The 26,280-nt window shown below is 52.6% G+C and carries 23 protein-coding genes; 14 read left to right on the top strand and 9 right to left on the bottom strand.

From position 1 onward, the window contains the following. The first annotated feature begins 2 nt into the window (after nucleotides 1-2). Both ACK5LI_RS07375 and ACK5LI_RS07380 read left to right on the top strand, forming a co-directional pair. Nucleotides 3-1,337: a cyclic 2,3-diphosphoglycerate synthase gene (locus ACK5LI_RS07375; RefSeq protein ID WP_416947751.1), complete on the top strand. Its 1,335-nt coding sequence runs from the start codon at nucleotides 3-5 to the stop codon at nucleotides 1,335-1,337. 40 nt (nucleotides 1,338-1,377) lie between these two features. Further along, entirely contained in the window at nucleotides 1,378-2,790 is a 1,413-nt protein-coding gene (locus ACK5LI_RS07380) for a D-serine ammonia-lyase (RefSeq protein ID WP_416947753.1), read from the top strand. A 154-nt stretch (nucleotides 2,791-2,944) separates the two neighbouring features. Here the strand turns inward: ACK5LI_RS07380 and ACK5LI_RS07385 are convergent, their stop codons facing one another. After that, nucleotides 2,945-4,297, bottom strand: coding sequence for a TolC family protein (locus ACK5LI_RS07385; protein WP_416947755.1), 1,353 nt, complete (start codon nucleotides 4,295-4,297; stop codon nucleotides 2,945-2,947). 155 nt (nucleotides 4,298-4,452) lie between these two features. On the opposite strand from ACK5LI_RS07385, the gene ACK5LI_RS07390 reads away from it, so the two are divergent. The 6 genes from ACK5LI_RS07390 (at nucleotide 4,453) to pal (ending at nucleotide 9,904) form a co-directional block, all read left to right on the top strand. Next, nucleotides 4,453-5,538: an efflux RND transporter periplasmic adaptor subunit gene (locus ACK5LI_RS07390; RefSeq protein ID WP_416947757.1), complete on the top strand. Its 1,086-nt coding sequence runs from the start codon at nucleotides 4,453-4,455 to the stop codon at nucleotides 5,536-5,538. Between the two features lie 115 nt (nucleotides 5,539-5,653). Then, nucleotides 5,654-6,340: a protein TolQ gene (tolQ, locus tag ACK5LI_RS07395; protein ID WP_416947759.1), complete on the top strand. Its 687-nt coding sequence runs from the start codon at nucleotides 5,654-5,656 to the stop codon at nucleotides 6,338-6,340. A gap of 17 nt (nucleotides 6,341-6,357) precedes the next feature. Next, entirely contained in the window at nucleotides 6,358-6,789 is a 432-nt protein-coding gene (locus tag ACK5LI_RS07400) for an ExbD/TolR family protein (protein ID WP_416947761.1), read from the top strand. Nucleotides 6,790-6,807: 18 nt separating this feature from the next. Then, nucleotides 6,808-7,752 (top strand): cell envelope integrity protein TolA, encoded by a 945-nt coding sequence (tolA, locus tag ACK5LI_RS07405; protein WP_416947763.1) that lies wholly within the window; start codon nucleotides 6,808-6,810, stop codon nucleotides 7,750-7,752. A gap of 60 nt (nucleotides 7,753-7,812) precedes the next feature. Further along, nucleotides 7,813-9,141 (top strand): translocation protein TolB, encoded by a 1,329-nt coding sequence (locus ACK5LI_RS07410; protein WP_416947765.1) that lies wholly within the window; start codon nucleotides 7,813-7,815, stop codon nucleotides 9,139-9,141. A 235-nt stretch (nucleotides 9,142-9,376) separates the two neighbouring features. Continuing rightward, nucleotides 9,377-9,904 (top strand): peptidoglycan-associated lipoprotein Pal, encoded by a 528-nt coding sequence (pal, locus tag ACK5LI_RS07415; RefSeq protein WP_416947768.1) that lies wholly within the window; start codon nucleotides 9,377-9,379, stop codon nucleotides 9,902-9,904. A gap of 390 nt (nucleotides 9,905-10,294) precedes the next feature. Here pal and tnpA read toward each other — a convergent pair whose 3' ends face one another. After that, nucleotides 10,295-10,753: an IS200/IS605 family transposase gene (gene tnpA, locus ACK5LI_RS07420; RefSeq protein ID WP_416947772.1), complete on the bottom strand. Its 459-nt coding sequence runs from the start codon at nucleotides 10,751-10,753 to the stop codon at nucleotides 10,295-10,297. A 189-nt stretch (nucleotides 10,754-10,942) separates the two neighbouring features. Beyond that, nucleotides 10,943-11,335 carry a MucR family transcriptional regulator gene (locus tag ACK5LI_RS07425; protein WP_416947773.1) on the bottom strand — a complete coding sequence of 131 codons (393 nt, stop codon included), beginning with the start codon at nucleotides 11,333-11,335 and terminating at the stop codon, nucleotides 10,943-10,945. A gap of 474 nt (nucleotides 11,336-11,809) precedes the next feature. Between ACK5LI_RS07425 and ACK5LI_RS07430 the strand changes: the two genes are divergently transcribed. From ACK5LI_RS07430 to ACK5LI_RS07450, 5 genes are all read left to right on the top strand, one after another. Beyond that, nucleotides 11,810-12,052: a hypothetical protein gene (locus ACK5LI_RS07430; protein WP_416947775.1), complete on the top strand. Its 243-nt coding sequence runs from the start codon at nucleotides 11,810-11,812 to the stop codon at nucleotides 12,050-12,052. A 17-nt stretch (nucleotides 12,053-12,069) separates the two neighbouring features. After that, on the top strand, nucleotides 12,070-13,653 hold the full coding sequence (locus tag ACK5LI_RS07435; protein ID WP_416947777.1) for a cobyrinate a,c-diamide synthase: 1,584 nt from the start codon (nucleotides 12,070-12,072) through the stop codon (nucleotides 13,651-13,653). A gap of 30 nt (nucleotides 13,654-13,683) precedes the next feature. After that, the gene (locus tag ACK5LI_RS07440; protein WP_416947778.1) at nucleotides 13,684-14,328 is read left to right on the top strand and encodes a precorrin-8X methylmutase; all 645 of its coding nucleotides are present in this window, start codon (nucleotides 13,684-13,686) and stop codon (nucleotides 14,326-14,328) included. Nucleotides 14,329-14,521: 193 nt separating this feature from the next. Beyond that, nucleotides 14,522-16,108 carry a DEAD/DEAH box helicase gene (locus tag ACK5LI_RS07445; protein ID WP_416947780.1) on the top strand — a complete coding sequence of 529 codons (1,587 nt, stop codon included), beginning with the start codon at nucleotides 14,522-14,524 and terminating at the stop codon, nucleotides 16,106-16,108. A gap of 15 nt (nucleotides 16,109-16,123) precedes the next feature. Next, nucleotides 16,124-16,606, top strand: coding sequence for a hypothetical protein (locus ACK5LI_RS07450; protein ID WP_416947782.1), 483 nt, complete (start codon nucleotides 16,124-16,126; stop codon nucleotides 16,604-16,606). Nucleotides 16,607-16,980: 374 nt separating this feature from the next. Here the strand turns inward: ACK5LI_RS07450 and creD are convergent, their stop codons facing one another. The 3 genes from creD to creB all read right to left on the bottom strand — a co-directional run bounded on the left by creD (nucleotide 16,981) and on the right by creB (nucleotide 20,643). Then, nucleotides 16,981-18,402 (bottom strand): cell envelope integrity protein CreD, encoded by a 1,422-nt coding sequence (gene creD, locus ACK5LI_RS07455; RefSeq protein ID WP_416947785.1) that lies wholly within the window; start codon nucleotides 18,400-18,402, stop codon nucleotides 16,981-16,983. 109 nt (nucleotides 18,403-18,511) lie between these two features. Further along, a complete protein-coding gene (gene creC / locus ACK5LI_RS07460; protein ID WP_416947788.1) occupies nucleotides 18,512-19,942 on the bottom strand; it encodes a two-component system sensor histidine kinase CreC in 1,431 nt (476 codons plus the stop codon). After that, nucleotides 19,939-20,643, bottom strand: a complete 705-nt coding sequence (creB, locus tag ACK5LI_RS07465; RefSeq protein ID WP_416947790.1) for a two-component system response regulator CreB — start codon at nucleotides 20,641-20,643, stop codon at nucleotides 19,939-19,941. The genes creC and creB overlap by 4 nt, the downstream gene beginning before the upstream one ends. Before the next feature lie 984 nt (nucleotides 20,644-21,627). On the opposite strand from creB, the gene ACK5LI_RS07470 reads away from it, so the two are divergent. Further along, nucleotides 21,628-22,704 carry a metallophosphoesterase family protein gene (locus ACK5LI_RS07470; protein ID WP_416947792.1) on the top strand — a complete coding sequence of 359 codons (1,077 nt, stop codon included), beginning with the start codon at nucleotides 21,628-21,630 and terminating at the stop codon, nucleotides 22,702-22,704. 78 nt (nucleotides 22,705-22,782) lie between these two features. Here the strand turns inward: ACK5LI_RS07470 and icd are convergent, their stop codons facing one another. The 3 genes from icd to trpB all read right to left on the bottom strand — a co-directional run bounded on the left by icd (nucleotide 22,783) and on the right by trpB (nucleotide 26,256). Continuing rightward, nucleotides 22,783-23,931: an NADP-dependent isocitrate dehydrogenase gene (icd, locus tag ACK5LI_RS07475; RefSeq protein WP_416947794.1), complete on the bottom strand. Its 1,149-nt coding sequence runs from the start codon at nucleotides 23,929-23,931 to the stop codon at nucleotides 22,783-22,785. Between the two features lie 352 nt (nucleotides 23,932-24,283). Beyond that, the gene (trpA, locus tag ACK5LI_RS07480; protein WP_416947863.1) at nucleotides 24,284-25,051 is read right to left on the bottom strand and encodes a tryptophan synthase subunit alpha; all 768 of its coding nucleotides are present in this window, start codon (nucleotides 25,049-25,051) and stop codon (nucleotides 24,284-24,286) included. Nucleotides 25,052-25,092: 41 nt separating this feature from the next. Then, entirely contained in the window at nucleotides 25,093-26,256 is a 1,164-nt protein-coding gene (trpB, locus tag ACK5LI_RS07485; protein ID WP_416947797.1) for a tryptophan synthase subunit beta, read from the bottom strand. Between the last annotated feature and the right edge of the window lie 24 nt (nucleotides 26,257-26,280).

Raw genomic sequence — 26,280 nt, forward strand, 5'->3', positions numbered from 1 at the left:
GCATGACCCGAAACATCGTCATCATGGGCGCCGCAGGGCGCGATTTCCACAACTTCAACGTGGTTTTTAAAAATGATGAAGCCCACCGCGTAGTCGCCTTTACCGCCGCGCAGATTCCGGACATCGACGGCAGGATTTATCCGGCGGAACTGGCAGGCCCGCGGTATCCGCAGGGCATCCCGATACTGCCGGAAGATGACCTGCCCCGTCTTATTGCGCAGGAGGGCATCCATGAGGTTGTCTTCAGCTACAGCGATGTTTCGCACGAAACTGTCATGCACCGTGCTTCTCTCGCGCTGGCACCGGGGGCAGACTTCCGGCTGCTTGCTCCCGCTGTAACCCAGATTAAAGGCTCCAAGCCTGTGGTCGCCGTATGCGCCGTGCGTACAGGCTGCGGCAAGTCTCCCGTCACGCTTGCGGTATGCGACATGCTGCGCAAACACGGGCATACGCCTGTTGTTGTCCGCCACCCCATGCCCTACGGCGATCTTGCAAAACAGGCGGTACAGCGCTTTGCCTCACTGGCCGACATGGACGCCGCAGACTGCACCATTGAAGAGCGTGAAGAGTACGAGCACCTTGTAGAGCATGGGCTGACGGTTTTTGCAGGTGTTGATTATCAACGCATTCTTGCCGCAGCAGAAAAAGAAGCTGACATCATCGTCTGGGACGGAGGCAACAACGACAGTGCCTTTTTCAAGCCTGACGTGCAGATAACAGTGCTTGACCCCTTACGGGCCGGTCATGAAACCCGCTACCACCCCGGCGAAGTGAACATGCGCCTTGCCGACATCGCACTGATCAACAAAGTGAACACCGCAAGCCCCGATCAGGTGGAATCCGTTCGTAAAGCTGTGCAACTTTGCCGCGATGAAGCCTGCAAGGACGCATCCATCATTCTGGGTGCGTCAATCATCAGTGTGGAATCGCCGGAAGCGGTGAAAGGCAAACGGGTACTGCTTGTGGAAGACGGCCCCACGCTGACACACGGCGAAATGGGCTTTGGCGCGGCGACAGTTGCCGCCCGTCAGTACAGTGCTGCCGAAGTTGTCGACCCGCGCCCCGCAGCACAAGGTGCCATTGCCGATGCATATGCAGCTTATCCGCATCTTGGTCTGGCCCTGCCCGCAATGGGATATTCAGGGCAGCAGCTGGCGGATCTGGAAACCACCATCAATTCTACGAACTGTGATCTGGTACTTATAGGCACTCCCATCAGGCTGGACAGGCTGATTACCATTACAAAGCCGCACATGCGTGTGCGGTACAGCTATGCCGACCATGACGGCGGCAGTCTGGAAAAAACCCTGCTCGAACGCCTGAACCTGTCAAAGTGACAGCACCCCCTACACGAACCAGCGCGAAGAAGGATTTACAATGTCCACAACATGTAACAAAAATCCGTTGCTTAAAAGGGAACCTGTCAAAGCACCAACGCTGCTATCAGACGGCAGCAGCCTCCGGCAATGGCTGGAGGATGTTCCAATCTTACAAGTAGTAGCCAAGGGCAGACCCGCCGTATGGCAAAACCCTGACATCCTTCCCATGCCACAGGCCATTGAACAGGGTAATTATAGTCTGCTGCCGCATCTGCGCATCAGCGAAGCGGATGTGGACGAAGCAGAAGCCCGGCTTGAACGCTTTGCGCCGTTTATCGCGTCGGTTTTCCCTGGTACAGCCAAGGCGCACGGCATCATCGAATCACCTCTGCTTTCTGCTTCGCAAATGGCTGCAGCCCTGAACGACACCCAGCCCGGATACCCTATCCGCGGATCTTTATGGTGCAAGCTCGACAGTCACCTGCCTGTCTCAGGCTCCGTCAAAGCACGCGGGGGGATTCATGAAGTGCTGGCTCATGCCGAACGGTTAGCCATCAGGCATAACATCCTCACTCCCGACAGGGATTACCGCGAGCTTGCAAGCGACAGGTTCCGTCAGTTTTTCTCCGGCTATTCGCTGGCCGTGGGCTCCACCGGCAATCTGGGACTAAGCATAGGCATTATGGGGCGGGCTCTCGGTTTTTCCGTAACCGTACATATGTCTGCCGAAGCCAAGCAGTGGAAAAAAGAGCTGCTGCGCAAAGTAGGTGCCACGGTTGTGGAACATAACGAAGATTACGGCAAAGCGGTTGCTGAAGGACGCAAAGCTGCAGAGCAGGACACGCGGTGTCACTTTGTTGATGATGAACGCTCACGGGATTTGTTTACCGGCTATGCCGTGACCGCCCGCAGACTGAAGCCGCAGCTGGAAGCTGCGGGAATCATGCCTGATGAACGTGCGCCGCTGGCGATATATCTGCCCTGCGGCGTAGGCGGCGGGCCGGGGGGTATAACATACGGACTGAAGCAAGCTTTCGGCGATGCCGTGCGCTGTGTTTTTGTCGAGCCTGTTCAGGCTCCGTGCATGCTGCTGGGACTTGCCACCCGCCTGCATGACGCCGTCAGTGTGCAGGACTTTAACCTGACAGGTAAAACCGCGGCAGACGGACTGGCCGTGGGGCGCCCTTCTGCGCTGGTAGGCAAACTGATGGCACACGCCATTGATGCGGTCTGCACTGTGGACGATGAGACTCTGTACCAGCATATTGCAATGCTCGATCAGGCAGAAGGAATCCGCATAGAGCCTTCCGCAGCGGCAGGATTCAGTTGTCCGGCACGGATGGAAGCTATTGATCCGTGGTTCTACGGGGCTAACCATCTGGTGTGGACAACCGGCGGAAGCATGGTTCCCGCGGATGAAATGGAAGGATATCTGGCCGCGGGAAAAGCGCTGCTGCAACTGCAATCATAAAAAGTCTGGGCAGTTCATCGTGCCCGAAACCATGTCGCCAGAATCTGCCCTGCCATGGTATAGCGTACTCCTTAGAATGCCCCCGACAGGCTGCAATAAAAAAGCGGCGGATTTTACTCCGCCGCTTTCAACATACGCTAGTAAAAGCAGTTTGCTATTGCGCAGCCATTCTCAGCGAGGGGTTCTTCTCGCCGATGGAAACATACAGGCTGGCAAGCGCAACCAGATAGTCCGCCTGTGCGCTGGTCAGAGCGGCTTCCGCGCTGGTCAGTGAGGCCTGTGCATCCAGCACGTCAGTGTTGGTGCCAACCTGCGCCTGATAACGGGCAACAGCCATGCGGTATGCTTCCTTGGCCTGTTCAACCGTCTTCTGCGCCACTTTAATACGCTTTGCAGCTTCCGAAAGCTTCAAGTGACGGGATTTGACTTCAAAAGCCACTTCCTGACGCAAATCTGCCTCGTCAGCGACAACTTTGTTTACCACCTGCGCTGCAGAGCTTTGCTTGTAGTAGTCCTGTCCGGAATTGAAAAGATTCCACGATGCCGTGACGCCTACGCTCCATTCGCTGAATTCCGTAGACATATTGGAGCTGCCGTCCACCATGGGGTCGTCACCTTTACGGGAAAAATCCACATCGGCGTCAACCTGCGGGTAGAAACTGCTCTGCGCAAGGGTTCTGTCTTCACGGGCAACGTCAATAGCTTTCTGTGCAATGACGATGTCCGGACGCTGACGGTACGCACGGTCAAGGCACTCTTCCAGAGTCAGACCGAAGGGTACAAAATCAAGACTCCCAAGATAGGGCTGCGAAGCGTCCAGAGGCAGGTTGAGCAGCGTATTCAGACGCGCAATCTGTGTCTGAACATCGTTTTCTGCCTGCAGAAGCTTGTCTTCCGCGTCAGAAACATCACGCTCTGCCTGCAGCACGTCGATGCGGGGGTTCAGGCCTACGTCGTAAAACGCCTGAGTAACCTTCAACTGGCTTTGCAGCCGCTCAAGCTGGTCCGCAGCGCTGCGCTGGTTTTCGCGGGCTGCGAGCAGCTTAAGAAAATTTTCCTGAACCAATAAAATCAGTTTCAGTTCACTGTTATCCACCTGCGCAGCAGCCTGATCTTTTTCCAGCACCGACTTCTGATACGTGGAAAGCACGCTGAAGCCTTTAAACAAAGGCTGGCTGAGGTTCAGCCCCAGTGAAAACAGATTTTCGTCATATTGGATAAAATCTTTACGTGGCTTGTCGTGGTCGCTCTTCAGGTATCCGTAGCTGCCTGTAAGCGAAGGACCGAAGCCGCCAAGAGCAGACTTGCGGGATTCTTCGGCGGCAAGATCGCCAGCCTTGGCAGACTGGATACTCGGATTGTCACGCAGTGCTTTTATAACTGCGCGTTCCATATTGAAGCCGCCGTCGCCGCTTACGGTGGTTGCGTTCTGAGCAGCTGCCGGCACGCTCCATACTAGCAGAACCGCCGCAACCAGCAGCATCAATTTACCCTTCACCAAGTGCATACTAGCCTCCCGGACTGTATCAACTTTTCTATACGAACCTCTACCCCGACCAGAGGCCCAAATTCAATTATGGATATTTCCTGTACTTAACGGGGGTTGGCCCCGAGCAAGTATTGCGTTATCTAGACTCATTGCAACATAAGCACGGAGTCACCATGCACACGCACGCATCTCGAATAGTTATCCCGTCTCTTATAGCGGTTTTACTCGTTTTCTTGCAAGTATATAACGCCAATGCGGCAAATAATGAGCAAAAAAAGACAGGTCCGCCCCCCGCGCAGGTGGTCACTGCAAAAGCCCGTTCCGGCGAGGCAAGTCCCCGCGCAGAATATATCGGTACTATCGAATTTCCCGATCTTTCAAACGTGGCGGCAGAGGTTGCCGGTCGGGTTGCTCAGGTCAAGGTAGAGGAAGGTCAGAGAGTTAGCAAGGGGCAACCCCTTGTTATCATCGGCAACGAAAAGCTCATAAAAGAACATGAATCTGCTGTTGCGCAGTATCAGATGATTCTCAGCGATCTGGAAAACGCCTCCATTGACCTTGAACGCTTAAAAACTCTTCGCGATTCCCGTTCCATTTCCGAGCAAAAATATGATACAGCCCGATTCAAGGAAGCCGGCCTGCACCGCAAGGCGGCTTCACTGAAGGCTGATGCAGACCGCCTTGCCATAGAAATCAGCAAGTCGGTCATCCGTGCTCCGTTTGACGGTATTGTGCTGGAAAAACACAGCAGCCCAGGCGAGTGGGTATCTGCAGGAACGCAGGTAGTAACGCTGGCCAGAACAGACGCTATGGATGTCCGGGTATCCATACCCGAAGCTATCCTGCCCTTTGTAACCATAGGGCGCGAAGTTGTTGCCCATGTCGGGCAACGGGAATTTGCAGGAAAGGTAAGCGCCGTTATTCCCCTGGGCGATGTTGCGACCCGAACCTTTCCCGTAAAGGTTCGTCTGGATGAAGCTGACGGCCTTGCACAAGGCATGCAGGCACGCATTGGCCTGCCCACCGATGCCCCGCGTCCTGCCGTGCTTGTGCCCAGAGACGCCGTCATCCAAAGCATGGGCCGCACGGTGGTATGGTGCGTGCGCGAAGGTAGCGCAGTGCCGGTGGATGTTGTAGTCAATGCGTGGCTGGGCTTTGACGCAGCCGTTGTAGGCCAGGGGCTTACCGCCGGAACAGAGGTCGTCATCAAAGGCAATGAACGCCTTCGTCCGGGGCAACCTGTAATATCGGCCCCTTAGCTTTCTTCCAAGAACACGATATTTGCGGTATGGTGCGCTCGCCGTACAGGCGGTTGCAGCCTCTGGCTGGCTGCGGCCTTTTGCCAACAGCAACAAGCTTTGAAATGGTACTCTGATGGAATCGAATATATTCAGCCTGCTGATGCAGGCAACACTGGTCGTTAAAATTGTACTGGCCATCCTTGTTATGATGTCTGTGGCCAGCTGGTCACTTATGCTGCAAAAGTGGATCACCCTCAGCGCGGCAAAGCGCAAGGCCATGCAGGGTCTGGGTGCGTTCACCCATGCCCGTGACCTGCGCGAAGCCGTACAGTCGCTCAGCGGAGATCCCGCTTCACCCCTTTACCACGTAGCGCAGGAAGGCGTGGCGGAATACAACCGCCTGCGCGATCTTGAAAGCAGTGACGAAGTCATTGCCGATAACGTGCGCCGTTCGCTGAGACAGGGTGTAAGCATTCAGACATCCAAAATGTCCTCCTCGCTGGCGTTTCTGGCAACCTGCGCCAACGCGGCACCTTTTATCGGTCTGTTCGGCACGGTATGGGGCATCATGCACTCGTTCCACTCCATCGGCCTGATGAAGACCGCATCACTGGCGGCGGTTGCCCCCGGTATTTCCGAGGCACTGATAGCAACAGCCATCGGCCTTGGCGTGGCTATTCCCGCCACTATCGGCTACAACCTGTTCCTTGGCATGCTTAACGGCATCGAAGTGCAGCTGGTCAACTTTGCCGGTGTCTTTCTGAATCGCGTCCAGCGCGAGCTGCATGCCGCAGCCCCCGTCCGCGGCAACGGAAACTAACATTACGGAGGCCCGCAATGGGCGTATCCCTTTCAAATAAAAACGGTTTTGTATCAGAAATCAACGTCACGCCATTTGTTGACGTTATGCTGGTGCTGCTGATTATCTTCATGGTCACGGCCCCTATGCTGACACAAGGACTTGATGTGGAATTGCCACAGACATCCACTGTGGACGTACTGCCCACGGACGCCGAAAACATGGTGCTTACCATAAAAAAAGACGGCTCCATGTACCTTGATGAATACAAGGTCACTGCCGAAGACCTGCCGGGCCATCTGGACAGGCTGGTCAAGCAACAGAACAAGCTGCTTTTTATGCGGGCTGATAAAGACGTTGCCTACGGTGTGGTTGTAGAAGTCATGGGCATAGTGAAAGGCGCTGGCATCGACAAGCTGGGCGTAGTTGCCGATCAGGTCGATCCCAAGCCCGAATCAAAGAAGAAATAACAGGCGCGTAATTACGACATGCGCATATTCTGTACCTTCATTTCGCTGCTGCTGCACCTTGGCGTAGTGCTGGCAGCTTTATACTGGCCTGCGTCCACGATAAAGGTGCGCCTTGACGTACCCGTGTACAAGGTCAATCTTGTCACTCTGCCCACCAAGGTGGAACACGGACAGCCCAAGCCGGGCAAGCCGAAGCCGGCACCTAAAAAGCCTGCGGCAAAAGCACCGGAGTCCGGCGTTGTCATGCCGAAGCCGCCCGCACAGCAGCCGCCTGCAGCAGCAATTTCGCCAGAACCCAAGCCTGAGGCCAAAAAACTGCCGGAACCCAAACCCGAACCTAAACCGGAACCCAAGCCGGAAAAGCGGGACGCGGTAGCACTACCCAAGACTCCGGAAAAAACCGAAACGGCCAAAGCGGAAAAGCCCGAGCCGAAACCGGACACAAAACCAAAACCGAAGCCGAAACCAAAAGAGCCTACGGCCGATGAATTGGTTCAACAAGAGTTGGCAGAGCTGAAAAAGCAGGCCAAAAAGCGTGAAAAGCAGGAAGAAAATCAGCTTATGAAAGAGCTGGCAGCCCTGCGTGCCGAAGTTGATTCGCGTGGTGACGACACGGGTGCAGGCGCTGATGCCGCCGGAGCAGTAGAGGGCGGCGAAGGTGGTCAGGAAGGCGGCGAAGGCATTGGCCTTGCCGACATCTACAGCTCGCTGGTTAAAGAAAAAGTCAAACAGAACTGGCGCTTTGCGCTTCAGGCAGAGCGTACCAATCTGGTGACAAGACTGCGCCTGCGGCTGGGGCCCGACGGCACTGTGCTGGATGTACAGGTCGAGTCACCTTCCGGCAGACCCGATTACGACAGCTCTGCAGTAAACGCAGTACGCGCCACAGAAGACCTGCCGCCGCCACCTTTGCCGGAGCTGCAGGATCTGCGTATCACGTTTAACCTGCAAGAAATGTTATAGGCCCTTACCGCGCCCGGAGACCGAGGCGAACCAAACAGACCACGGATGAGACGCGTTATTATGAAAAACATAGTATTCCGATATACTGCTGCGGCACAGCTGATAATTCTGCTTATGTTTGCCGCCGTTGCCAGTGCAGCCCCTGTTGAAATAGACATCTACGGCCCCGGACAAAACCTGACGTACGTGGCGCTGACCGACCCTGTTACTGACTCCGGTGCACAGCCGTCTCCTTATGCGGCAGATCTGGACAAGCTGGTTCGTCACAATCTCAGCTTCCTGCCTTTTCTCGGTTTTGTTGACGGCAAAACCATCATCGGCGGCAATACTCCGGCCTCGTACAAATCGCCCGGGATCGACTTTAAACGGTATCTGCTGGCAGGCACAGACCTTTTGATTGTTGCCGGCTGGCCTAAGGTAGACTCCGGCAAAGATGCACGCGTAGAAATGCGGGTGTATGAAACCGGTCAGGGCTCCATGATGCTGGGAAAAGCCTATTATGTCAGTTCAAAGGAACTGCTTCCCGCCGTGGCTGACAAATTTTGCAGTGACTTTATGAAAATGCTCACCGGCAGAGGTGACTTTTTTCTGTCTACGCTGGCTTTTATAAGCCAGAGTAAAAACGGCCAGAAAGACGTATGGTCAGTACGACCCACGGGCCGCGACCTGCGCCAGCTTACAGCTGTAAAGGGTATAGCCCTTTCTCCTTCATGGTCGCCTGACGGCCGGTATGTGATCTTCAGCCATATCGGTGAGCGCGCTCATGCCCTTGGAGTATGGGACCGCATCAACAACCGTACCCAGCTTATCCGCTTTCCGGGCAACACTGTTATCGGCCCCAGCTTTTTGCCCGACAACACTGTTGCAGTCAGTCTTGCCGTCAATGGCAACTCTGATATTTTTCTGCTGAACCATATCTTTAAAAAGCAAAAGACGCTTGAGCAAAGCTGGGGAATTGATGTTTCACCCTCGCTGGATGCCTCAGGCAAAAAAATGGCCTTTGTCTCCAGCAGGATGGGCAATCCGCATGTTTTCCTGAAAGATCTGGAAACTAACACCCTTAAACGCATTTCCCGTGACGGCAAATATAACACGTCGCCCGACATCAGCCCCGACGGAACACTGATTGTGTACTCCCGCAGAACTGACGCAGGCCACAGGCTGTTTGTCCACGATCTTATTTCAGGGCGCGAAAAACAGATAACTTTCGGCCCCGGAAACGACGAGATGCCCAGCTTTGCCCCGGATAGTTATTTCGTCGCTTTTGCATCCAACAGAAGCGGCAAATATAAAATCTATCTGACTACCCGTCACGGAGGTGCTCCCAAGATGGTAGATACCGGAAAACATGATGCGTCGTTCCCTTCATGGGGACGGATTAACGAGTAGTCTAATATTGTTACAAGGCCGGAACATCATTGTTCCGGCCTTGTTTTTATATTTTTAGTGCAAAAATAATAGTCTGATTGTTCAATGGATAGGCGCCACCCTCTTGACAAATCCTTGGGGCGGCGTAGAATCGCTCTCTAGTTTTATCGGGTAAATAGGGAAAATGGTGTCTATGACCCCACCCGGTAGTATACACGCAAAGACGAATTTTTACTTCTGTTCAGGAGGCTACAGCATGCGCAATTTTAACCGTCTGGGCTTGGCTCTTATCCTTGCCCTGGCTCTTACCACCGGCTTCGGCTGCGCCAAGAAGCAGGTTGCCGCAACCCCCGAAAAGTCCACTACCGAGACTGTTGTGGTTGAAGAGTCCACTCAAACCGGCAACGTTGACGAAGCCGCTCTGGCTGCTTTTGAAGAAGCCAAAGCCGTTGTTACCGGCAACGTTGTGTACTTTGACTTCGACAAGTTTGATCTGCGTGCCGAAGGCAAAGAACTGCTGAAGGGCAAGGCCGAGGCTCTCAAGGCTTACCCCCAGCTGCGCGTTCTCATCGAAGGCAACTGCGACGACCGCGGTACTCAGGAATACAACCTTGCACTGGGTGAGCGTCGCGCCCGCGCCGCTTTCGAATACCTCGTGCTGCTGGGCGTACGTCCTGACCAGCTCGAAATCGTAAGCTACGGCGAAGAGCGTCCCGCAGTAATGGGCCAGAACGAAGCTGCATGGGCTAAGAACCGTCGCGCTGAGTTCAAGCTCATCAAGTAATTTACGGTTACTGCACTACACAAAAGCCGCTCTTTTTAGAGCGGCTTTTTTTGTGCCTGCCTTATACGCCCGTCAAAACAGTCCCGTATTGTTAACTACGCCATGCAGACCATCCCTGCACTGCACAGAAGCAGATGCAGCAACTACCGAAGTCCCCTAAATAGAAAAGCCTCTGGTGAGAGTGATACGCCTGATGTGCCTGAAACGTTGGGCACGTTTGGTACGCTTGGTACGCCGTACAAAAACACTCAGGCCGCCTCAGCACAGGTGCGCCCGCACCTCCAATGGCCCCTCCCCCGCATTGCTGGGGGGTTCTTCATATGCGCCTATAAGGCTTTCTTACTAGCAGCGCCCTAGCAGGCGCACGTTCGTCTGGCATCTGCATCTCTGTTACTTGCGACCCGTAAACGGGTTTCCAGAATATGGAAGGGATAATTGATCACCAAGCTTATCATGCTCAAGTTGGTGCCTAATGTAATCTTGTATCTTTGCCTTATTTTTTCCAACTGTATCTACGTAATATCCACGGCACCAAAACTCGCGATTCCGGTATTTAAACTTAAGATCGCCAAATTGGTCGTACAACATTAAGCTACTCTTTCCTTTCAAGTACCCCATAAAACTTGAAACACTCATCTTCGGCGGTATTTCAAGAAGCATATGAACATGATCGGGGCAGCATTCCGCTTCGACTATATGTACACCTTTCCACTCACACAGTTTGCGCAATATCTCACCCACTGCGCGCTTCTTCTCTCCGTAAAAAACTTGCCGCCGATACTTTGGCGCAAACACTACGTGGTATTTGCAGTTCCATTTTGTGTGGGCTAAACTCTTAGTGTCACCCATTGTGACCTCCTTTTGATTTGCCACCTGCAGTTGCCAGACCGCAGGAATTAGTTAGCAAATCAAAAGGAGTTTTACTAATATCTCTATAGCGTTAAGCTTTACGGACCCCCCCGCCTAGCGGGGGGTTTTCTGCATACAAAAAAAGGGCAGCCATAAGGCTGCCCTTTGATAGCTTTTATAACTGTAGCGTTACTTTTGCGTTCTACGCTGCCACAGCTTCATGTCTTTCATTTTTTTACGACGCTCACGCTGCAGCGACTTACATACCAGTGGAGTGCCTTTTTTGTAGCCACACTTCGCTCTGTACTCATCCGCAGTCAACCCATGAGTTGCAAGGTGCTTTTTTGTAATAATTTTAAAAGACTTTCCGCACTCTACACAAGTGATAGTTTTTTCTTTAATAGCCTTTTTGGCATCAATGGCACTAACGGTTGCATCATCAGCAACCATTGTACCTTCACTTATCATCCTAATGCCATCAGCCAGCTTTCTCACCATTTCAGTGATTTCTTCTTCGTTCATAGTCCGAACACTGGCTTGTGCTTTAACTATTTCCAAAGCTTCTTTTAAATATGCTTCCATTAAATCGCTCCTGTATGAGAAAAATTGCAATTCTCTGTTTACACTCGCATACCGCTTAGTGATGTAAGATATTCACACAATGCAGGTCAATACTGAAACTAAAAAGATTACACTTTATATCTGTGGCAGCGTTCCATATATACAACCAAGGTTCAACACTATCCTCTCAACAATAATCTTTTTCGGACAGCATCCCTGTTTGATTATTCCGCATGGCAATAGCTATCGTACTCTTTATTCATGCCTAACTGACTTTGTAACAATTTTCACATTCGCCACAAAACAACAAAATGCTCAATGCTCTAATTTCAGTACACAGCGCTATAGTCATTACACCATGTAGTCATAATAAATTTGCTGTACCGCTACCGGTTACGCGCTACTATGCATTCCCTGCCAATCCGGTTATGCTCGGAGCACAGCATACGTTTGCAAAAACACACAACAGACACCCAATCAGACCAGGACAAAAGAATGAAGTATATTCTGTTTGAAGATTTCTCGGGCAAGCCCGTTCCTTTCATTTTTCCCAATCGTGTCGACCATGCTGACATGCGTGAACAAATGCCCTACACCCGCGTCATTTCCGCCGGACAAGTCCAACTGGATGAAGATGGCTTCAAGTGCTTTGGCGGCGCTCCCGAGCTGGACGCGACAACACGTGAAGAAGACGCGGCGATTATCCGTGATTTTTTTACCCAACAAGCTGAACCATAAACTTTCTGTCCATAACCATGTCACGCATTGTCACAATTGCAGGTACCCATAGCGGATGCGGCAAGACCACATTCACTCTGGGAGTTATGGCAGCGCTTAGCCGCAGAGGTTTTGTAGTCCAGCCCTATAAAAGTGGCCCTGACTTCATTGACCCCGGACATCACACACATGTAACAGGCCGCACATGCCACAATCTTGACGGCTGGATGATGGGCCGCCAACCCTGCATCAATCTTGCCCGCAGCGGCATGTTGGCTCATGACGCTGCCACCTGCCCCGCAACAAAGACGGAATTGAGGCACACAGAAGCCGATGTCGGCGTACTGGAAGGAGTCATGGGGCTGTTCGACGGCGCCTCAGGGGCTGAAGAAACCGGTTCCACGGCTCAGATTGCAAAATGGCTGAATGCTCCGGTCATTCTTGTCGTTGATGCCCGTTCCATGGCCCGCTCCGCTGCGGCTCTTGTCAGCGGCTATGTCCGTTTTGATCCTGCACTGCAATTTGCCGGTGTTGTATTCAACAGAGTAGGCAGCGAAAACCATCGCAGTATTATTTCAGAGGCAATGCACAGTGCCTGTCCGGAAATTCCCGTACTGGGTTTTTTGCCTCGTAACGAAAAACTATCGCTACCTTCACGACACCTGGGACTGACTACAAGCGACGAAGCCCCTATATCGCATGAACTGCAACATGCTCTTGCAGACTGGGTGGAGCAGGCCATCGACCTGCCGGCACTTATGGACAAAATCAACGCATCTCCCGTGCTTTGCCCGCCTGTTAATAGTGCAAATCGGTCACAAATGGCTGCAGCCTCACCACCGGCACCTGCTGATACACACTGCACACCTCCAGCCGCTGCGGAGCCTGCGGGATTATCAGCATCCAAGACGCGCACATCGCCCGTGCGAATCGGAGTAGCCAGAGATCAGGCTTTCTGCTTTACGTATGCAGAAAATCTCAGGCTTCTCCGCGCTGCGGGGGCAGAGCTTGTATTCTTTTCTCCGCTGCACGACTCTACTCTTCCTTCCGGACTTAACGGTCTTTATCTGGGCGGGGGCTACCCCGAAGTTCATGCAGCAGCACTGAATATCAACAGCAAAATGCGTAATGATGTATATTATTTTTCTGCATCAGGCGGGGTAATCTATGCGGAGTGCGGCGGGTTTATGTATCTTATGAAGCAGCTGCGTTGTTCTGCGGGCACTGCAAGTGACATGTGCGGTTGCCTGCCTTTTACATGCGCCATGGGAACGCGCTTCAGAGCGCTCGGATACCGCCAGATAAGGACAACTGCTCCATCTGTCATAGGACCTGAAGGCACTGTTGCGCGAGGCCATGAATTTCATTATTCGCACATCTACGACATGCCGGATTTATCTTCGCAGCAGGTGACAACGGTATACAGTCTGACAGACCGCAAAGGCAGCCCTGTAACCACCAAAAACATCCCCCCTGCCGCCCCCTGCACGACACCCCTCCCCGAAGGATTTTCTATCCGCAACACGCTCGGGTCTTATGTGCACCTGCACTTTGCTTCCAACCCTGACGTAGCGCATTCTCTGGTGGCGTCATGCCGGAAATCTGGTATAACAACCTGCTGACACGGCAACCCGCACCAGACAGGAACCATAATGACCACCAGATTACAGCCATACTTTACGCCGGACACCATAGAGGCACGCTCTTTTGCCATCATTGACTCGGAAGTACCGGAGCCCCGTCCGTTTGAAGGCCCGCAATGGGATATTGCCCGCAGACTTATCCATACAACTGCGGACTTCGACCTGCTTAATCATATTCAGTTTCATCCTGATGCCATCGGGACAGGCGTAGCAGCGTTACGTAACGGCTGCACCGTGTTCACCGACACGGAAATGGCCCGCTCCGGCATACCGCTCCGGCGGATGGAGCCGTTAGGATGTGCTGTGTCATGCCTGCTGAACAGGCCGGATGTTGTGGAAGCTGCAAAACGCGACAAAACCACCCGTGCACACGCAGCCATGAATGCCGCCAGCGACGATCTGGCGGGTTCTGTCGTTGCTATCGGTAACGCGCCTACCGCGCTCATACGACTGGCAGAGCATCTGGCTGCGGGCAAACCGGCTCCGGCACTGGTTGTGGCCATGCCGGTAGGATTCGTGAACGCTTCAGAATCAAAAGAACTATTCCTGAATACTACCGATGTGCCCTTTATCACCATCCGCGGGCGAAAAGGGGGGTCAGCCCTTGCGGCAGCCACTGTTAATGCACTTGCGGTGATGGCTCTTCAACAATAAAGCCTGCCTGCCAAAATCCGCTACTGTTGCCTGCTTGCGCATAACTGGCTGCATTGCTATGATTATAGATTATGTGCGTGTTGCAGGCACGCTTGCCAAGGCTTATTTCTGCATACGCTTAGCGCTGTAAGGCGCTGTTCTCACAGCCCCTGTAGGGTCAACCGTACAGGCGGCGTTATACCAAGGATATTACATGACGGACGACACTAGCCGCGATTCCGCATCCGGCAACACTATTAAGGACGATCCCGCGGCCCGCATGGCCGGCGAACTGACAGGAGTAGACCAACCTCAGGACGCTTTGCCGCCGATCGCCTTTGCCGATGCTCCGGATTCCGTTCAACAGGCTGCCGCCCGTGCCGGATGGAAAAGCCTGATGCCAGTGCAGCAGCATACCATGCCTTATTTTTTACAGCACCGCGATCTGATGGTTCAATCCCGCACAGGCAGCGGCAAAACAGGTGCTTATCTGCTGCCACTGATTGACCGCATCGATCCGCAGCGCGACCAGTGTCAGGCACTTGTACTTGTTCCTACCCGCGAACTTGCCCTTCAGGTAGTGCACGAAGCAGAAGCCCTTTACGGCGACAGCGGTATAAAGACTGCCGCAGTATACGGCGGCGTGGGCTACGGCAAACAGACTGATGCATTAAAAGCCGGTGCGCAGCTTGTTGTCGGCACCCCCGGCCGTGTGCTCGACCACCTGCTGCGCCGCACACTTACGCTGGACGGATTACGCGTACTTATTTTTGATGAAGCGGACCGTATGCTTTCCATCGGATTCTATCCCGACATGAAAGAAGTGCAGCGGTACCTGCCTCGCCGCCGCGTAAGCACATACCTTTTTTCTGCTACATATCCGCCTCATGTTGTACGTCTTTCAGGTGAATTTCTGCACGACCCGCAAATGCTCAGCCTCAGTCATGCGCAGGTACACATCAGCCAAACGCCGCATGTGTATTATGAATGCAAGCCCATGGAAAAAGACCGCGTACTCATGCGGATTATCGAAACGGAAAACCCTGCATCGGCAATCATTTTCTGTAACACCAAGTCCAATGTGCACTTTGTCACAGCGGTCCTGCAGGGTTTCGGCTACAATGCAGACGAACTTTCCGCCGACCTTTCACAATCCAAACGCGAACAGGTTCTCAAAAAACTGCGCAACGGGCAGGTACGCTTTCTTGTGGCAACCGATGTAGCGGCACGCGGGATTGATATTCCCGAACTTTCGCATGTATTCCTGTACGAGCCGCCTGAAGACCATGAATCCTACATCCACCGCGCGGGCCGTACCGGCCGTGCAGGGGCCAGCGGCGAAGTCATCTCGCTGGTGGACATCATGCAGAAGCTGGAGCTGGAGCGCATTGCACGCCATTACAAAATCGAAATGCAGCACCGCCCCACTCCCACAGATGAAGATGTGGCAAAAGTGGCTACAGAACGCATGACAGCCATGCTGGAAGCAAAACTCCGTTCCCGTTCCATACTCCAGAAAGAGCGGATGAAGCGCTTTATTCCCATGCTGAGTCAGCTTGCCGAAGACGAAGACCAGATGAATGTTGTGGCTATGCTCATCGACGACCTGTATCAGGAGTCGCTTCATGCTGCGCCACCGGCTCCTGTTGCGGAACAAAGACAGACGGCGCCCCTTTCGCGACGTCCGCGCCCCCAGCAGACATCCGGCAAACCCGCCTCTGCCGAACCTGCCTCACAGGAACGGTCAGCCGCGTCCCGCAACAGCCGCAGAAGGCGTAAAAAACCGACTCAATCAGAATAACGCAGCAGTACACAGATGACGCAAGAAAACCTTATGGCGGAGCCTCTTCACTATTCCAGTGATGAGGTTATCCGCAATTTTACCGCTGTGCTCGGCTCTTATACTTTTGTACAGGAAATGCAGACCCTGCGCGTAGGCAGACTGCAGTTCCGCAAAAAGAAAAAGGTATTAAGAGAATTTACAGCATTATTTATCGCCCTCTGGCGAATTGCTCTGGATAAATCTTTCCCTGAAGATGCAGAGCTTATCTTTGAAGAATTTGTAAGCAGACTTTCAAACCACCTCAATCAGTCGAGCAAAAATACCAAACTCTTGCTTCAGCAGATCGAAGTGTACCAGACTCTTCTGGACGAAAAACGTGATGCCGACTTTTCTGAAGTCGCTGTATTCATCACGCAGCAACTGGAAACGGACCCTGCAGAGCAGCTGAAAACAAAACACAAGCTGGCGCTGCTGATTCGCGCGACCTATACGCTGATCTTCGACAGATTGATTTAGCTGCCAACAAGCAAAAACCGCCCCTTGAGGGGCGGTTTCATTCAGGCGCGGGGAGCATCGCCCACACCAACAAAGAGCTCCATTCGCGAAGTGCGGCAACCTGAGTCTGCTAGCTTTGCCCCGCCACTCCACCTTCCGCGCTATTTCTACATCTTTCCACCGCCACACATCTGGCGGAGCAACCCCTTGCACAATTGCTTCATTTCCTGAGTGTGCATAGCAGATGCAGCTTTGCGGCATAGTCGCCATCAGGATGGCAACTACTACATTAGTCATGCCCCATCAGGTACATGGGTTCAGCCTAAGGGGCATTAGCACCATGTCCGCCTGATGGGGCATTCCTATCACACAGGGAGCATCCTGCTTTTCTGTTGTTATTTTTGCAGTTCTTCGGACTTTTTCTGGTCACTAAGCTTTCTCTGTTTATCGGGCTTTTTCTGTTTATCCCGAAGTGCCGGAATAGCTACTTTGGCCTCCAGCGCATACCAGTCCACATTTCTGGTCAAAAGCATCGTTCCTGCGAGTACGGCAAATAAAAGCCCCGACCCCATAAGCAAAGCATACTGTTCAGACAACAAAATGCAATAAAGCACCCCATACAGCACGGCAATTGCGAAGCCGAAGATGGTTACGAGGCGTCCGTTTTTAACAACTGTCCGCAAGTAACATACTAATATAGCAATGCATGACCCACTCGCGGCAAGGTATGCCAGAGAAAAACCTATATGCTCTGCAAGAGAAACAAGAAGCAGATAAAAGATGATCAGAGCGCCTGCTACCAGAGAGTATTGCGCAACATGAATTTTAAGCCCCTTGAGCAAATCGAAGAGCAAAAAGAACTCCAGCGTAAGCAGCGTAAATAAAAATCCATACTTAACAGCACGTTCTGCTTGTCTGTATACATCCACAGGTTCAATAAGCCCTACGCTGAAATTCGTATAATTGTGGCGAAAAAGATCAGACAACTTGACTACGGTGTTCCCTGCCAGATCTGTAACAAACCAGTGCGCCTTAAAGCCTTCATCTGTAACTTCACGGTCTACAGGCAGAAAACTGCCATTAAATGTGGGATGCGGCCACGAGGACTGCAAAAAGACGGTAAATTCACTACCCTGTGGAACAAAGCTCAACATTTCAGAGCCCTGTACAGGAAGTTCGACAGAAAAGGCGATGGAACCGTCTTCAAGTTCTTCAGGGGACAGGTTGCTTGCAAAGCCTGGGGGGAGCGTTGAAAATTTCCCCCGCAAGGGCTGAACACTCTTCCCGATATTGTTAATTTTCAAGGTGGGTCGTTGTGTGATGCCCCCGGGTCTGGCCATGGGCACTATCAACATCGGTGTGGCGACCTCGACTATCCGGCCATTGCGAATTTTCTGACCGATTTCAGGAAGCGTAATGCCTGAAAATGTACCGGAAAAATGTAATGTCGAGCTATAAACAGGAACAGAGAACGTTCCGCGGTGCAGAAGCTTCGGGTCTAATGTCCCCTCAACTTTTGTGCTGCGGGGAGCAAAGGAAAACACGCCGTTTGTCCTTTTGTCTTCCCTTCGTTCTGTCCATAAAAATCTTTTCTCATCATACTCTTTTGTAACAACAACTTCTTCCACTACGTATTCAACAACAATCAACGGTGATGTAAGGCTCTGGTTTCCACCATGTTGACGGGCTATTTGCGCCGCCACATCTTGCTGAAGATATTCACGCTCGGTTATGACACCATCCACCAGACCAAGGGGAATAATACTCCCCAACGACAAAGCTGTTATGATCAGAATTTTTCGCCAATACCCTTTCATCTTAACTCCTCCATACTTTTATACTGCGCCAGTGCGCTTTTTGTATAAAAGGGAAGATACACCTGCTTTGTGAGTGATCTGTGGGGCGGATGTGTGTTTTAGATGTGTATTAGCTATCCAGGCTGGAGAAATTGAAGGTCGCACGGACTCCTTCTGAACAATTTTCAAGCGAAACACTGCCACCGTGCAAGATTGCTATGGCGCGGGCGAAGGGCAACCCCAGCCCTGTGCTTTTGGGGCCATCCGGTCTGGGAAGGGAGTAAAACCGATCAAAGACTTTCTCAAGCGCATAGTGAGGCACTGTGGAGCCCGTGTTGGTTATCTCAACGACCACTGCCCCATTTTTATATGCGCCGCAGATATTGATTACGCCACCGCGGGGAGTAAAATCCAATGCATTCACCAACAGATTTTCAAGAGCCTGCCGGATAAGAAATTCCTCACCATGTACAATGAGCGCATCAGTAAATAAGCATGTCATGCAGACACCCGATGCGACGCTCCGTGTTTCCATGCTTGCGACAAGATCAGTTAATACGGTTCTGACATCGATTGGGGCCGGATTGCTGAGCGTTCCCTGATTTTCAAGAGTTGCCAGCCGCAGCAGATGCTCTACTATCTGCTGCATTCTCACATTCTCCTTTTTAATATGGCCAAGAAATTGCTGCCGGATTGTGTCGTCAAGATGTGGAGATTCCAGAATTTCCACGGCTCCGGAAATCGCTGAAAGCGGCGACTTCAATTCATGAGTCAAAGAATCAACGTATTGCTCAACGTAGGCCTTACCTTCAAGTTCCTGCCCCATTTGTTCAACAGCCGCGGCAAGACGCTGCATTTCAGGAGCGCCGAGCCGAGGCCTGCGTACCTGCTGTCCGCCTGCGCGCTTATCCGCATAGGTTGCCAGACTGATGACATCTTGTCCGTGCCTCCATGCCAGAAAAAACGCGATCGCCACGGCAAAAAGAAACAATAATGCGCTTGCTTGGACAATTTCTTTACGGGCTTTTATAAAATACGGCTCTATGCTTGCCGTAGGCTTCCCCACAGAAAGAACCCCCAGCAATTCCCCTGCATCATTAAGAACAGGAGCCGCCACGTACATGACAGATGCACCGCCTTTGCCTGAGGGAGTACTGCGCGCACCGTATTGCCCCCGAAGCGTAAGGTAAACATCATTCCATTGGGAATAGTCCTTTCCTACATCGCGGCCTTTAGCTGAGTCGTAGATAACTATGCCCTGTGCATCCGTAATATATATGTGATGGTCAGTTCGCTGTTTACGTATTCCCCATACCAATGCGTTCGGCCGGATTTCGGTATATCGTCCAAGAGCCTGAAGCAGCTGCCCGTCGGCAATTGTCCCATGTTGCATATCTGGCGCAGCGACCTCTGCAAGCATTATGGAGGTATCAATAAGTGTTTCCTCCATAGCCTGCCTCATAGCCGGCTTTATCTCATCCGTCACAATGTCGAACATAACCAGCAGGCACAGACCAGCCATGCTGCAAAAAGCAATAAAAAGCCGTAAACGTAAGCTCATGAAGGTATTATCCGGATGGTGTAGCCGAACCCGCGTTTTGTCACGATGGGGTCAAATTCGGGTCGTACTTCGCGCAATTTGGCACGCAACGTCTTGATGTGAGTGTCGACGGATCTCTCAAGGCTGTTTTCCGGCGACTCCCAGACCCATTCCATAAGCTGGGAGCGGCTGAAAACCCTTTCTGGTTGTGAAAGCAGAGCCTTAAGAACAAGGTACTCGTAGCGGGTTAATGATAATTCCGTTCCTGAATACGTAATGATGCCCCTTGCATCATCTACTGCAAAAAGGCCTTGTGGTTCACTTTTGGCTTGTAGGGTCTGCGCGTTAGCACGATGCGTCCGTCGTAAAATTGCATGAACGCGGGCCACAAGCTCCCTCAGGCTGAAGGGTTTGGCAACATAATCGTCCCCGCCCAGTTCCAGCCCCATGATTCTGTCAATCTCGTCATTACGGGCTGTTAAAAAAAGTATGGGAACTTCTGAAGCGGTGCGAATCTCGCGGCAAACGGCAAGACCACTTATATCAGGCAGCCCTACGTCAAGAATGATCAACTCAGCTCCATTATTGCGGAAGTCAGCAAGGCCTTCTTTCCCCAAAGAATGACGGCGTACACGGAAGCCCTCGTGTTGAAGCGTAAATAAGACAGCATCAGCGATGGCATCTTCATCTTCAATCAGCATTATTGTCTGTTGCTGGTTCATCTTTTTCATCCGTATTCATTCCCTGTACATCAGCAGATGCTTGTACCGGCATAGCCTCATGCAGCATTGCACAGTGCACCGCTGTGCGGTCACCACATGGTTACTCTGCACTGGTGATGCGGGGCTACCCTTTTTTATCCAAAGCGTCTGTCGCAGCATCTCTCTCCGGTGACGTTCTGCCCACAAAAGGCAAAAAACGAACTCGTAATCAACCGGAGATTTACCTCCAGCCGGCTACAAACCCTGCATGATTAAAAAATTACGCAATAAGATCAGACTGAGCCGACAAAAAAGATCACGCATAGAAGTGAATAATGCAAGAATACATGCCAAGTGAGTGACTTCCTGTGGATGCCCCGCCAAGAATCCCGAGCACAATACTTAGTATGCTTCTGAATTTTCACCCCATTTACACTAACATTTTAACACCCTGTAATAAAAACAAAAAAACTCTCAACCATCCATGTGGCTGCATTGCTCGTTGTTCAGCATATACGCTGATTCCAGACAGGCGGTTCAGTTATCATATTACAAAAGTTGGAATGTAACAGGCCAACTTTTTAATGTGGCAAAGCGGTCAGGTACTGGGGCAGTGCGTGCTTTCCAGACTATCTGTCAAGCAACATGCAGCATGAACCCAGCCATGTTGGGATTCCGGTGCGAGCATATTTACAGATCAGACACCTCTATTGTCCGCCAGTTTCCGCAGCGACAAAAAGCCTGACGTAAATTTTGTACAAACGCTTTTCTCTGGGATCAATCACAACACGGTCAGCACATAATCAGGAACACCTGCAGTCGCCACCACAACATCCGGCAGGCCCAGACAAATACAACGTATCAGAATTCAAAGACACTCAAAAAGAACAGTTCTGACACCCCATGGACACGTAGCTCTAGGAATATGCACCCCGCCTATGTTTATATAGAAGACAAGACAGACTCATTATCAGGGCACCTACAAAGCATAAGAAGGAGATAAAGATGACCAGCCACTACTCACGTCGTGCTTTTTTAAAAGCAGGAACAATTTTCACAAGCTTCGGACTGACTCAGCAACTTTGCGGCAGCCTTGCCTTTGCCGCGCCTGCTGCCATGGACTTCGGCACTGTCAGCTTCGGCGTTATTTCAGACCCCCATGTTGATATCAAAGGGGTAAATGAATTTAAGATGAGTGCCGGAAGCGTTGACTGTGTTGCGGCATCCGTTGCGGCGCTTAACCAGCACAATGAACTGAAGTTTGTCATGGTATGCGGCGACCTGCTGCTTGATGGAGAAAAAGAAAACGCCATAGCCATCAAGGCTGAACTGGACAAACTGAAGGCCCCGTACTTTGTTGTTGCGGGCAACCATGACTTTAAACCGGCAAAAGAAACCGCCTTGCGGTCTGGTTTCAATTACATGTCGATAGATGATTTCGTCCGCTTTTTCCGCGGGCACGGCTACGACAAGTCGGGCAAGCGATTCTACGCACAGCAGATTGTGCCCGGCTTGCGCGTTATCGGCCTTGATGCCAACCTCCCCGGTGACACAAAGTGGGGCGGAGTCCTTCCGGATGAACAGTTGCAATGGCTTGAGCACCAGTTGTCGTCGCACACTGATGCAATGCATGTTGTTTTTATCCATCACAATCTGGTGCGCTGGAGTGCGGATGAACTGGAGGGCGGGCCCAAGCAATGGTTTACCATTGATAATGCCCCACAAGTAAGGGCATTGCTGAGCAAATACGCCGCAGCCGTTCCCGTAGTCATATCCGGCCACAGACATATCGGCTTGAATTTACGGCAGATCAACGGCGTTAACTATTTCACTTCTCCCTCTGTAAACAGCCATCCCATGCGGTTTACCATTTATGATATCAACAAAGACGGCATAAGCTGGCAGACGCAGCGGGTGCCCATGCCCACTCAGTTTCACCTGTCTGCCCGTGAAAATATGCTGAATTCAACATGGTGGCGCCAGTCGGAATGTGCAGAGCGTAACTCTTTTACCGACGAACAGGTGCTGGACCTGTATGAAAACAACGCCATGCAGATGGGAAGCATGAAACTGAAAAGTTAGTTCCCGACAGATTACACAAAAAAAGGACCGTCCCTAAAAAGACGGTCCTTATTTTTGTCAGTCAGTCGTCTGAAAAAACTACAGAGAGTTACCCAGCAAATCACCGAATTCTGTGCAGCCAACGGTGGTAGCATTCTGCATCTGGTTGGCAAGGTCAACAGTCACGGTACGCTTGCCGATAACGCTGTTCATGGCGTCATGGATACGCTTACCGGCCTCGTTCCAACCTATGTGCTCCAGCAGCATGGCACCGCACAGAGTCAGGCTGCCGGGGTTGGCCATGTCTTTACCTGCAATGGTGGGAGCAGTGCCGTGGGTGGCTTCAAAGAATGCCAGTGAATCAGACATGTTCACACCGGGGGCAAGCCCCAGACCGCCCACCTGCGCAGCAAGTGCGTCAGAAATGTAGTCGCCGTTCAGGTTGCTGGTGGCGATAACACTGTACTGTTCAGGACGGATAAGCACTTCCTGAAACATGGCATCCGCAATGCGGTCTTTCACTATCAGGCGCTTTTCGCCTGCTGCTGCGTCAGCTTCGGTTACTGCGCGGCCTGCGTACTCGTCGCGGGCCAGCTCGTAACCCCATTCACGAAAGCCACCTTCGGTAAACTTCATGATGTTACCCTTGTGTACCAAGGTCACACTGGGGCAACCCTGTGCCAACGCAAAATCCATGGAACGGCGCACAAGGCGCTTCGAGCCTTTTTCGCTCATGGGCTTGATGCCTACAGAGCTGGCTTCGTCCACGTTTGCGCCCAGCTCGTCACGCAAAAAGGCGATCAGGCGTTTGGCTTCTTCGGTTCCGGCCTTGTATTCAATACCCGCGTATACATCTTCGGTGTTTTCGCGGAAGACGACCATGTTCACCCGCTCAGGGTGCTTCACCGGCGACTCGATGCCTTCGAAATACTTGATGGGGCGGATGCAGGCATACAAATCCAGCGTCTGACGCATGGTAACGTTCAGACTGCGGAAGCCTTTGCCCACGGGGGTTCCCAGCGGCCCTTTGATGGCCAGCTCGGCAGAGGCAAGGGTATCCAGAGTTTCCTGCGGCAGATAGGTTCCGGTCCGGGCATAAGCCTTTTCACCGGCGAGCAGTTCCTTCCACTCCAGAGAACGCTCGGAGCCGTATGTAAGCTCTACGGCTTTGTCGATAACAGGTTGTGCGGCCTTCCAGACTTCAGGTCCGATGCCGTCACCTTCAATGAAGTACACAGTCTTGCGCATGATGAGCGTTCCTCCCGTAAAATTTCCGCCGCCCTTCTGCACGAGAAGAGCGGCGGTAAGTAGGTCACGACCTGTCCAAAATCACGTATTGATGGAGTGACCAATCTATCCAAGTGGTGCTGGTAGCGCACCGGATATCCCGTTGGCAGCAGCCGCAATTCAGCAGGGCTATCTGTTGCCCCTACCATGCGGCAAAAATAGACAACTGACAACTCGCGTTTACTGCTTTTTACTTTTTTTGTCAAAAAAAGGGCTATTCTTTTTGTAAATCATCACATGCAGCAAACCAGAAACAGAGCACCGCACCTTTCAATAAGCGCATTCACTTGCAAGCGCAAAGCCAGCACAGCCGTCAGCACCAGCGCGACATAAAACTGGCCGCACTTCCTTCTTCGCGGATGTGCGTAATAAGCGCGCTGCCAAAGATGACCGCATCAAGCCGGTCGCCATACAGCTCCAGCTGCTTCGGCTCGCGGATACCGAAGCCCAATGCCAACGGCAGATCAAAGCAGCGGCGCGCCCGGTCCAGCGTATCGGTAACTTCCAGCGGCAGCGATGTACGCGCACCGGTTGTGCCCATTACGGACACCACGTAAACGTACCCTCTGGCAACTCTGGCATAAGCCCGCATACGTTCTTCACCGGTATTCAGACCCACCAGCGCAACCAGAGCTATTCCCTGCGCTTCCAGTGCGCCGCGGTATTCCGCGTCTTCTTCCAGCGGCAGATCAGGAATGATAAACCCTTCCACTCCGGCCTCGGCAGCATCGCGTGCCAGATTCTCAAAACCGTACTGCAAAAATGGATTCAAGTACCCCATAAGAACGATGCCCGCGCTGTAACGCCCCTTACGCTCGATCAGTCCTTCCATAACACGGCGCAACGTGATGCCGCGTTCAAGGCTTTCCAACGATGCCTTTTCCACCACGGGTCCGTCGGCGCAGGGATCGGAAAAGGGAATGCCCACCTCTATGATATCGGCTCCGCCTGCATCCAGCTCATCCAGCTGCTGCCAGAATCCTTCCAGTGAGGGAAAGCCCGCGGGCAAAAAAGGTATAAGCGCCTTGCGGCCGGTCTCGTTAGCGGTGCGGATGCGGCTGGTCAGCCTGCCAAGACGGATGTCAGTCGGTATATTTTGTGTATCTGTGTGCATGATTTCCCCTACAGCAGGCTTTCGATGATGCCCATGTCTTTGTCGCCACGGCCGGACAGGTTAACAATGACGTTTGCGCCACGCGGAATGGAGTTACGGTTTTCCAGCACCCACGCCACAGCGTGTGAACTTTCCAGTGCAGGAATAATCCCTTCCATACGTGAGAGCACCTTAAAGGCATTAAGTGCCTGTGCGTCATTAACCATGCCGTAGGTGGCGCGCCCGCAGGAGCCAAGCGCGGCATGTTCCGGCCCGACACCGGGGTAGTCCAGCCCCGCCGCAATGGAGTGCGAAGGCATGATCTGACCATCCTCAGTCTGCAGAAGCATCGTGCGGTTGCCATGCAGCACGCCGGGGGTTCCCAGATTGATGGGGGCGGAATTAAAGCACCCTGCCTCGCCGGAGCCTGCCGCCTCAACACCCACCAGTTTTACGTCTGCATCGGGCACAAAAGCATGAAAGGCTCCGATGGCATTGGAGCCGCCGCCCACGCATGCCACCACCATATGGGGAAGCTCGCCTGTTTTTTCCAGAATCTGCTTGCGGGCTTCGCGGCCTATGATGGCCTGAAGGTCACGCACCAGTGTAGGGAACGGATGCGGCCCTGCCGCGGTACCAAAGCAGTAATGGTGGGTACTCTGATTCGCAATCCAGAAACGGAGTGCATCGTTGATGGCGTCTTTCAGGGTGCGGGTGCCGCCCTGAACAGCCACAACCTCTGCCCCCAGCAGCTTCATGCGTTTGACGTTCAGCGACTGGCGTTCCACGTCAACAGCACCCATAAAAACCACACAATCAAGGCCCAGCGCAGCCGCAGCCGTCGCGGTAGCCACGCCATGTTGCCCTGCACCGGTTTCCGCCAGCAGAGCGGGTTTCCCCATGTGTTTGGTCAGCAGAGCCTGTCCCAGCGTGTTATTGATCTTATGTGATCCGCTGTGGGCCAGGTCTTCGCGCTTCAGCCACAGGTTGAAGCCAAGTTCTTCCGAAAGCCTGTTGCAACGTGTAAGCGGCGTTTCGCGGCCCACGTATTCACGCAACAGAGAGTGAAATTCTTTCTGAAATGCCTCGGAAGGCACTACAGTTTCCAGAGCTTTTTCCAGCTCGAGCAGCGGCGGCATAAGCAGTTCAGGAACAAACTGCCCACCAAAATCACCGAAATACCCTTTTCTCATGTCCAGTCCTTTTATATCCGTGCT

The organism is Oleidesulfovibrio sp. (assembly GCF_047973035.1).
Lineage (GTDB): Bacteria > Desulfobacterota > Desulfovibrionia > Desulfovibrionales > Desulfovibrionaceae > Oleidesulfovibrio.

Bases quoted from the DNA above. Each gene is read 5' to 3' on its own strand.
- ACK5LI_RS07375 (WP_416947751.1), top strand. From the start codon at position 3: ATGACCCGAAACATCGTCATCATGGGCGCCGCAGGGCGCGATTTCCAC.
- ACK5LI_RS07380 (WP_416947753.1), top strand. From the start codon at position 1,378: ATGTCCACAACATGTAACAAAAATCCGTTGCTTAAAAGGGAACCTGTC.
- ACK5LI_RS07385 (WP_416947755.1), bottom strand. From the start codon at position 4,297: ATGCACTTGGTGAAGGGTAAATTGATGCTGCTGGTTGCGGCGGTTCTG.
- ACK5LI_RS07390 (WP_416947757.1), top strand. From the start codon at position 4,453: ATGCACACGCACGCATCTCGAATAGTTATCCCGTCTCTTATAGCGGTT.
- tolQ (WP_416947759.1), top strand. From the start codon at position 5,654: ATGGAATCGAATATATTCAGCCTGCTGATGCAGGCAACACTGGTCGTT.
- ACK5LI_RS07400 (WP_416947761.1), top strand. From the start codon at position 6,358: ATGGGCGTATCCCTTTCAAATAAAAACGGTTTTGTATCAGAAATCAAC.
- tolA (WP_416947763.1), top strand. From the start codon at position 6,808: ATGCGCATATTCTGTACCTTCATTTCGCTGCTGCTGCACCTTGGCGTA.
- ACK5LI_RS07410 (WP_416947765.1), top strand. From the start codon at position 7,813: ATGAAAAACATAGTATTCCGATATACTGCTGCGGCACAGCTGATAATT.
- pal (WP_416947768.1), top strand. From the start codon at position 9,377: ATGCGCAATTTTAACCGTCTGGGCTTGGCTCTTATCCTTGCCCTGGCT.
- tnpA (WP_416947772.1), bottom strand. From the start codon at position 10,753: ATGGGTGACACTAAGAGTTTAGCCCACACAAAATGGAACTGCAAATAC.
- ACK5LI_RS07425 (WP_416947773.1), bottom strand. From the start codon at position 11,335: ATGGAAGCATATTTAAAAGAAGCTTTGGAAATAGTTAAAGCACAAGCC.
- ACK5LI_RS07430 (WP_416947775.1), top strand. From the start codon at position 11,810: ATGAAGTATATTCTGTTTGAAGATTTCTCGGGCAAGCCCGTTCCTTTC.
- ACK5LI_RS07435 (WP_416947777.1), top strand. From the start codon at position 12,070: ATGTCACGCATTGTCACAATTGCAGGTACCCATAGCGGATGCGGCAAG.
- ACK5LI_RS07440 (WP_416947778.1), top strand. From the start codon at position 13,684: ATGACCACCAGATTACAGCCATACTTTACGCCGGACACCATAGAGGCA.
- ACK5LI_RS07445 (WP_416947780.1), top strand. From the start codon at position 14,522: ATGACGGACGACACTAGCCGCGATTCCGCATCCGGCAACACTATTAAG.
- ACK5LI_RS07450 (WP_416947782.1), top strand. From the start codon at position 16,124: ATGACGCAAGAAAACCTTATGGCGGAGCCTCTTCACTATTCCAGTGAT.
- creD (WP_416947785.1), bottom strand. From the start codon at position 18,402: ATGAAAGGGTATTGGCGAAAAATTCTGATCATAACAGCTTTGTCGTTG.
- creC (WP_416947788.1), bottom strand. From the start codon at position 19,942: ATGAGCTTACGTTTACGGCTTTTTATTGCTTTTTGCAGCATGGCTGGT.
- creB (WP_416947790.1), bottom strand. From the start codon at position 20,643: ATGAACCAGCAACAGACAATAATGCTGATTGAAGATGAAGATGCCATC.
- ACK5LI_RS07470 (WP_416947792.1), top strand. From the start codon at position 21,628: ATGACCAGCCACTACTCACGTCGTGCTTTTTTAAAAGCAGGAACAATT.
- icd (WP_416947794.1), bottom strand. From the start codon at position 23,931: ATGCGCAAGACTGTGTACTTCATTGAAGGTGACGGCATCGGACCTGAA.
- trpB (WP_416947797.1), bottom strand. From the start codon at position 26,256: ATGAGAAAAGGGTATTTCGGTGATTTTGGTGGGCAGTTTGTTCCTGAA.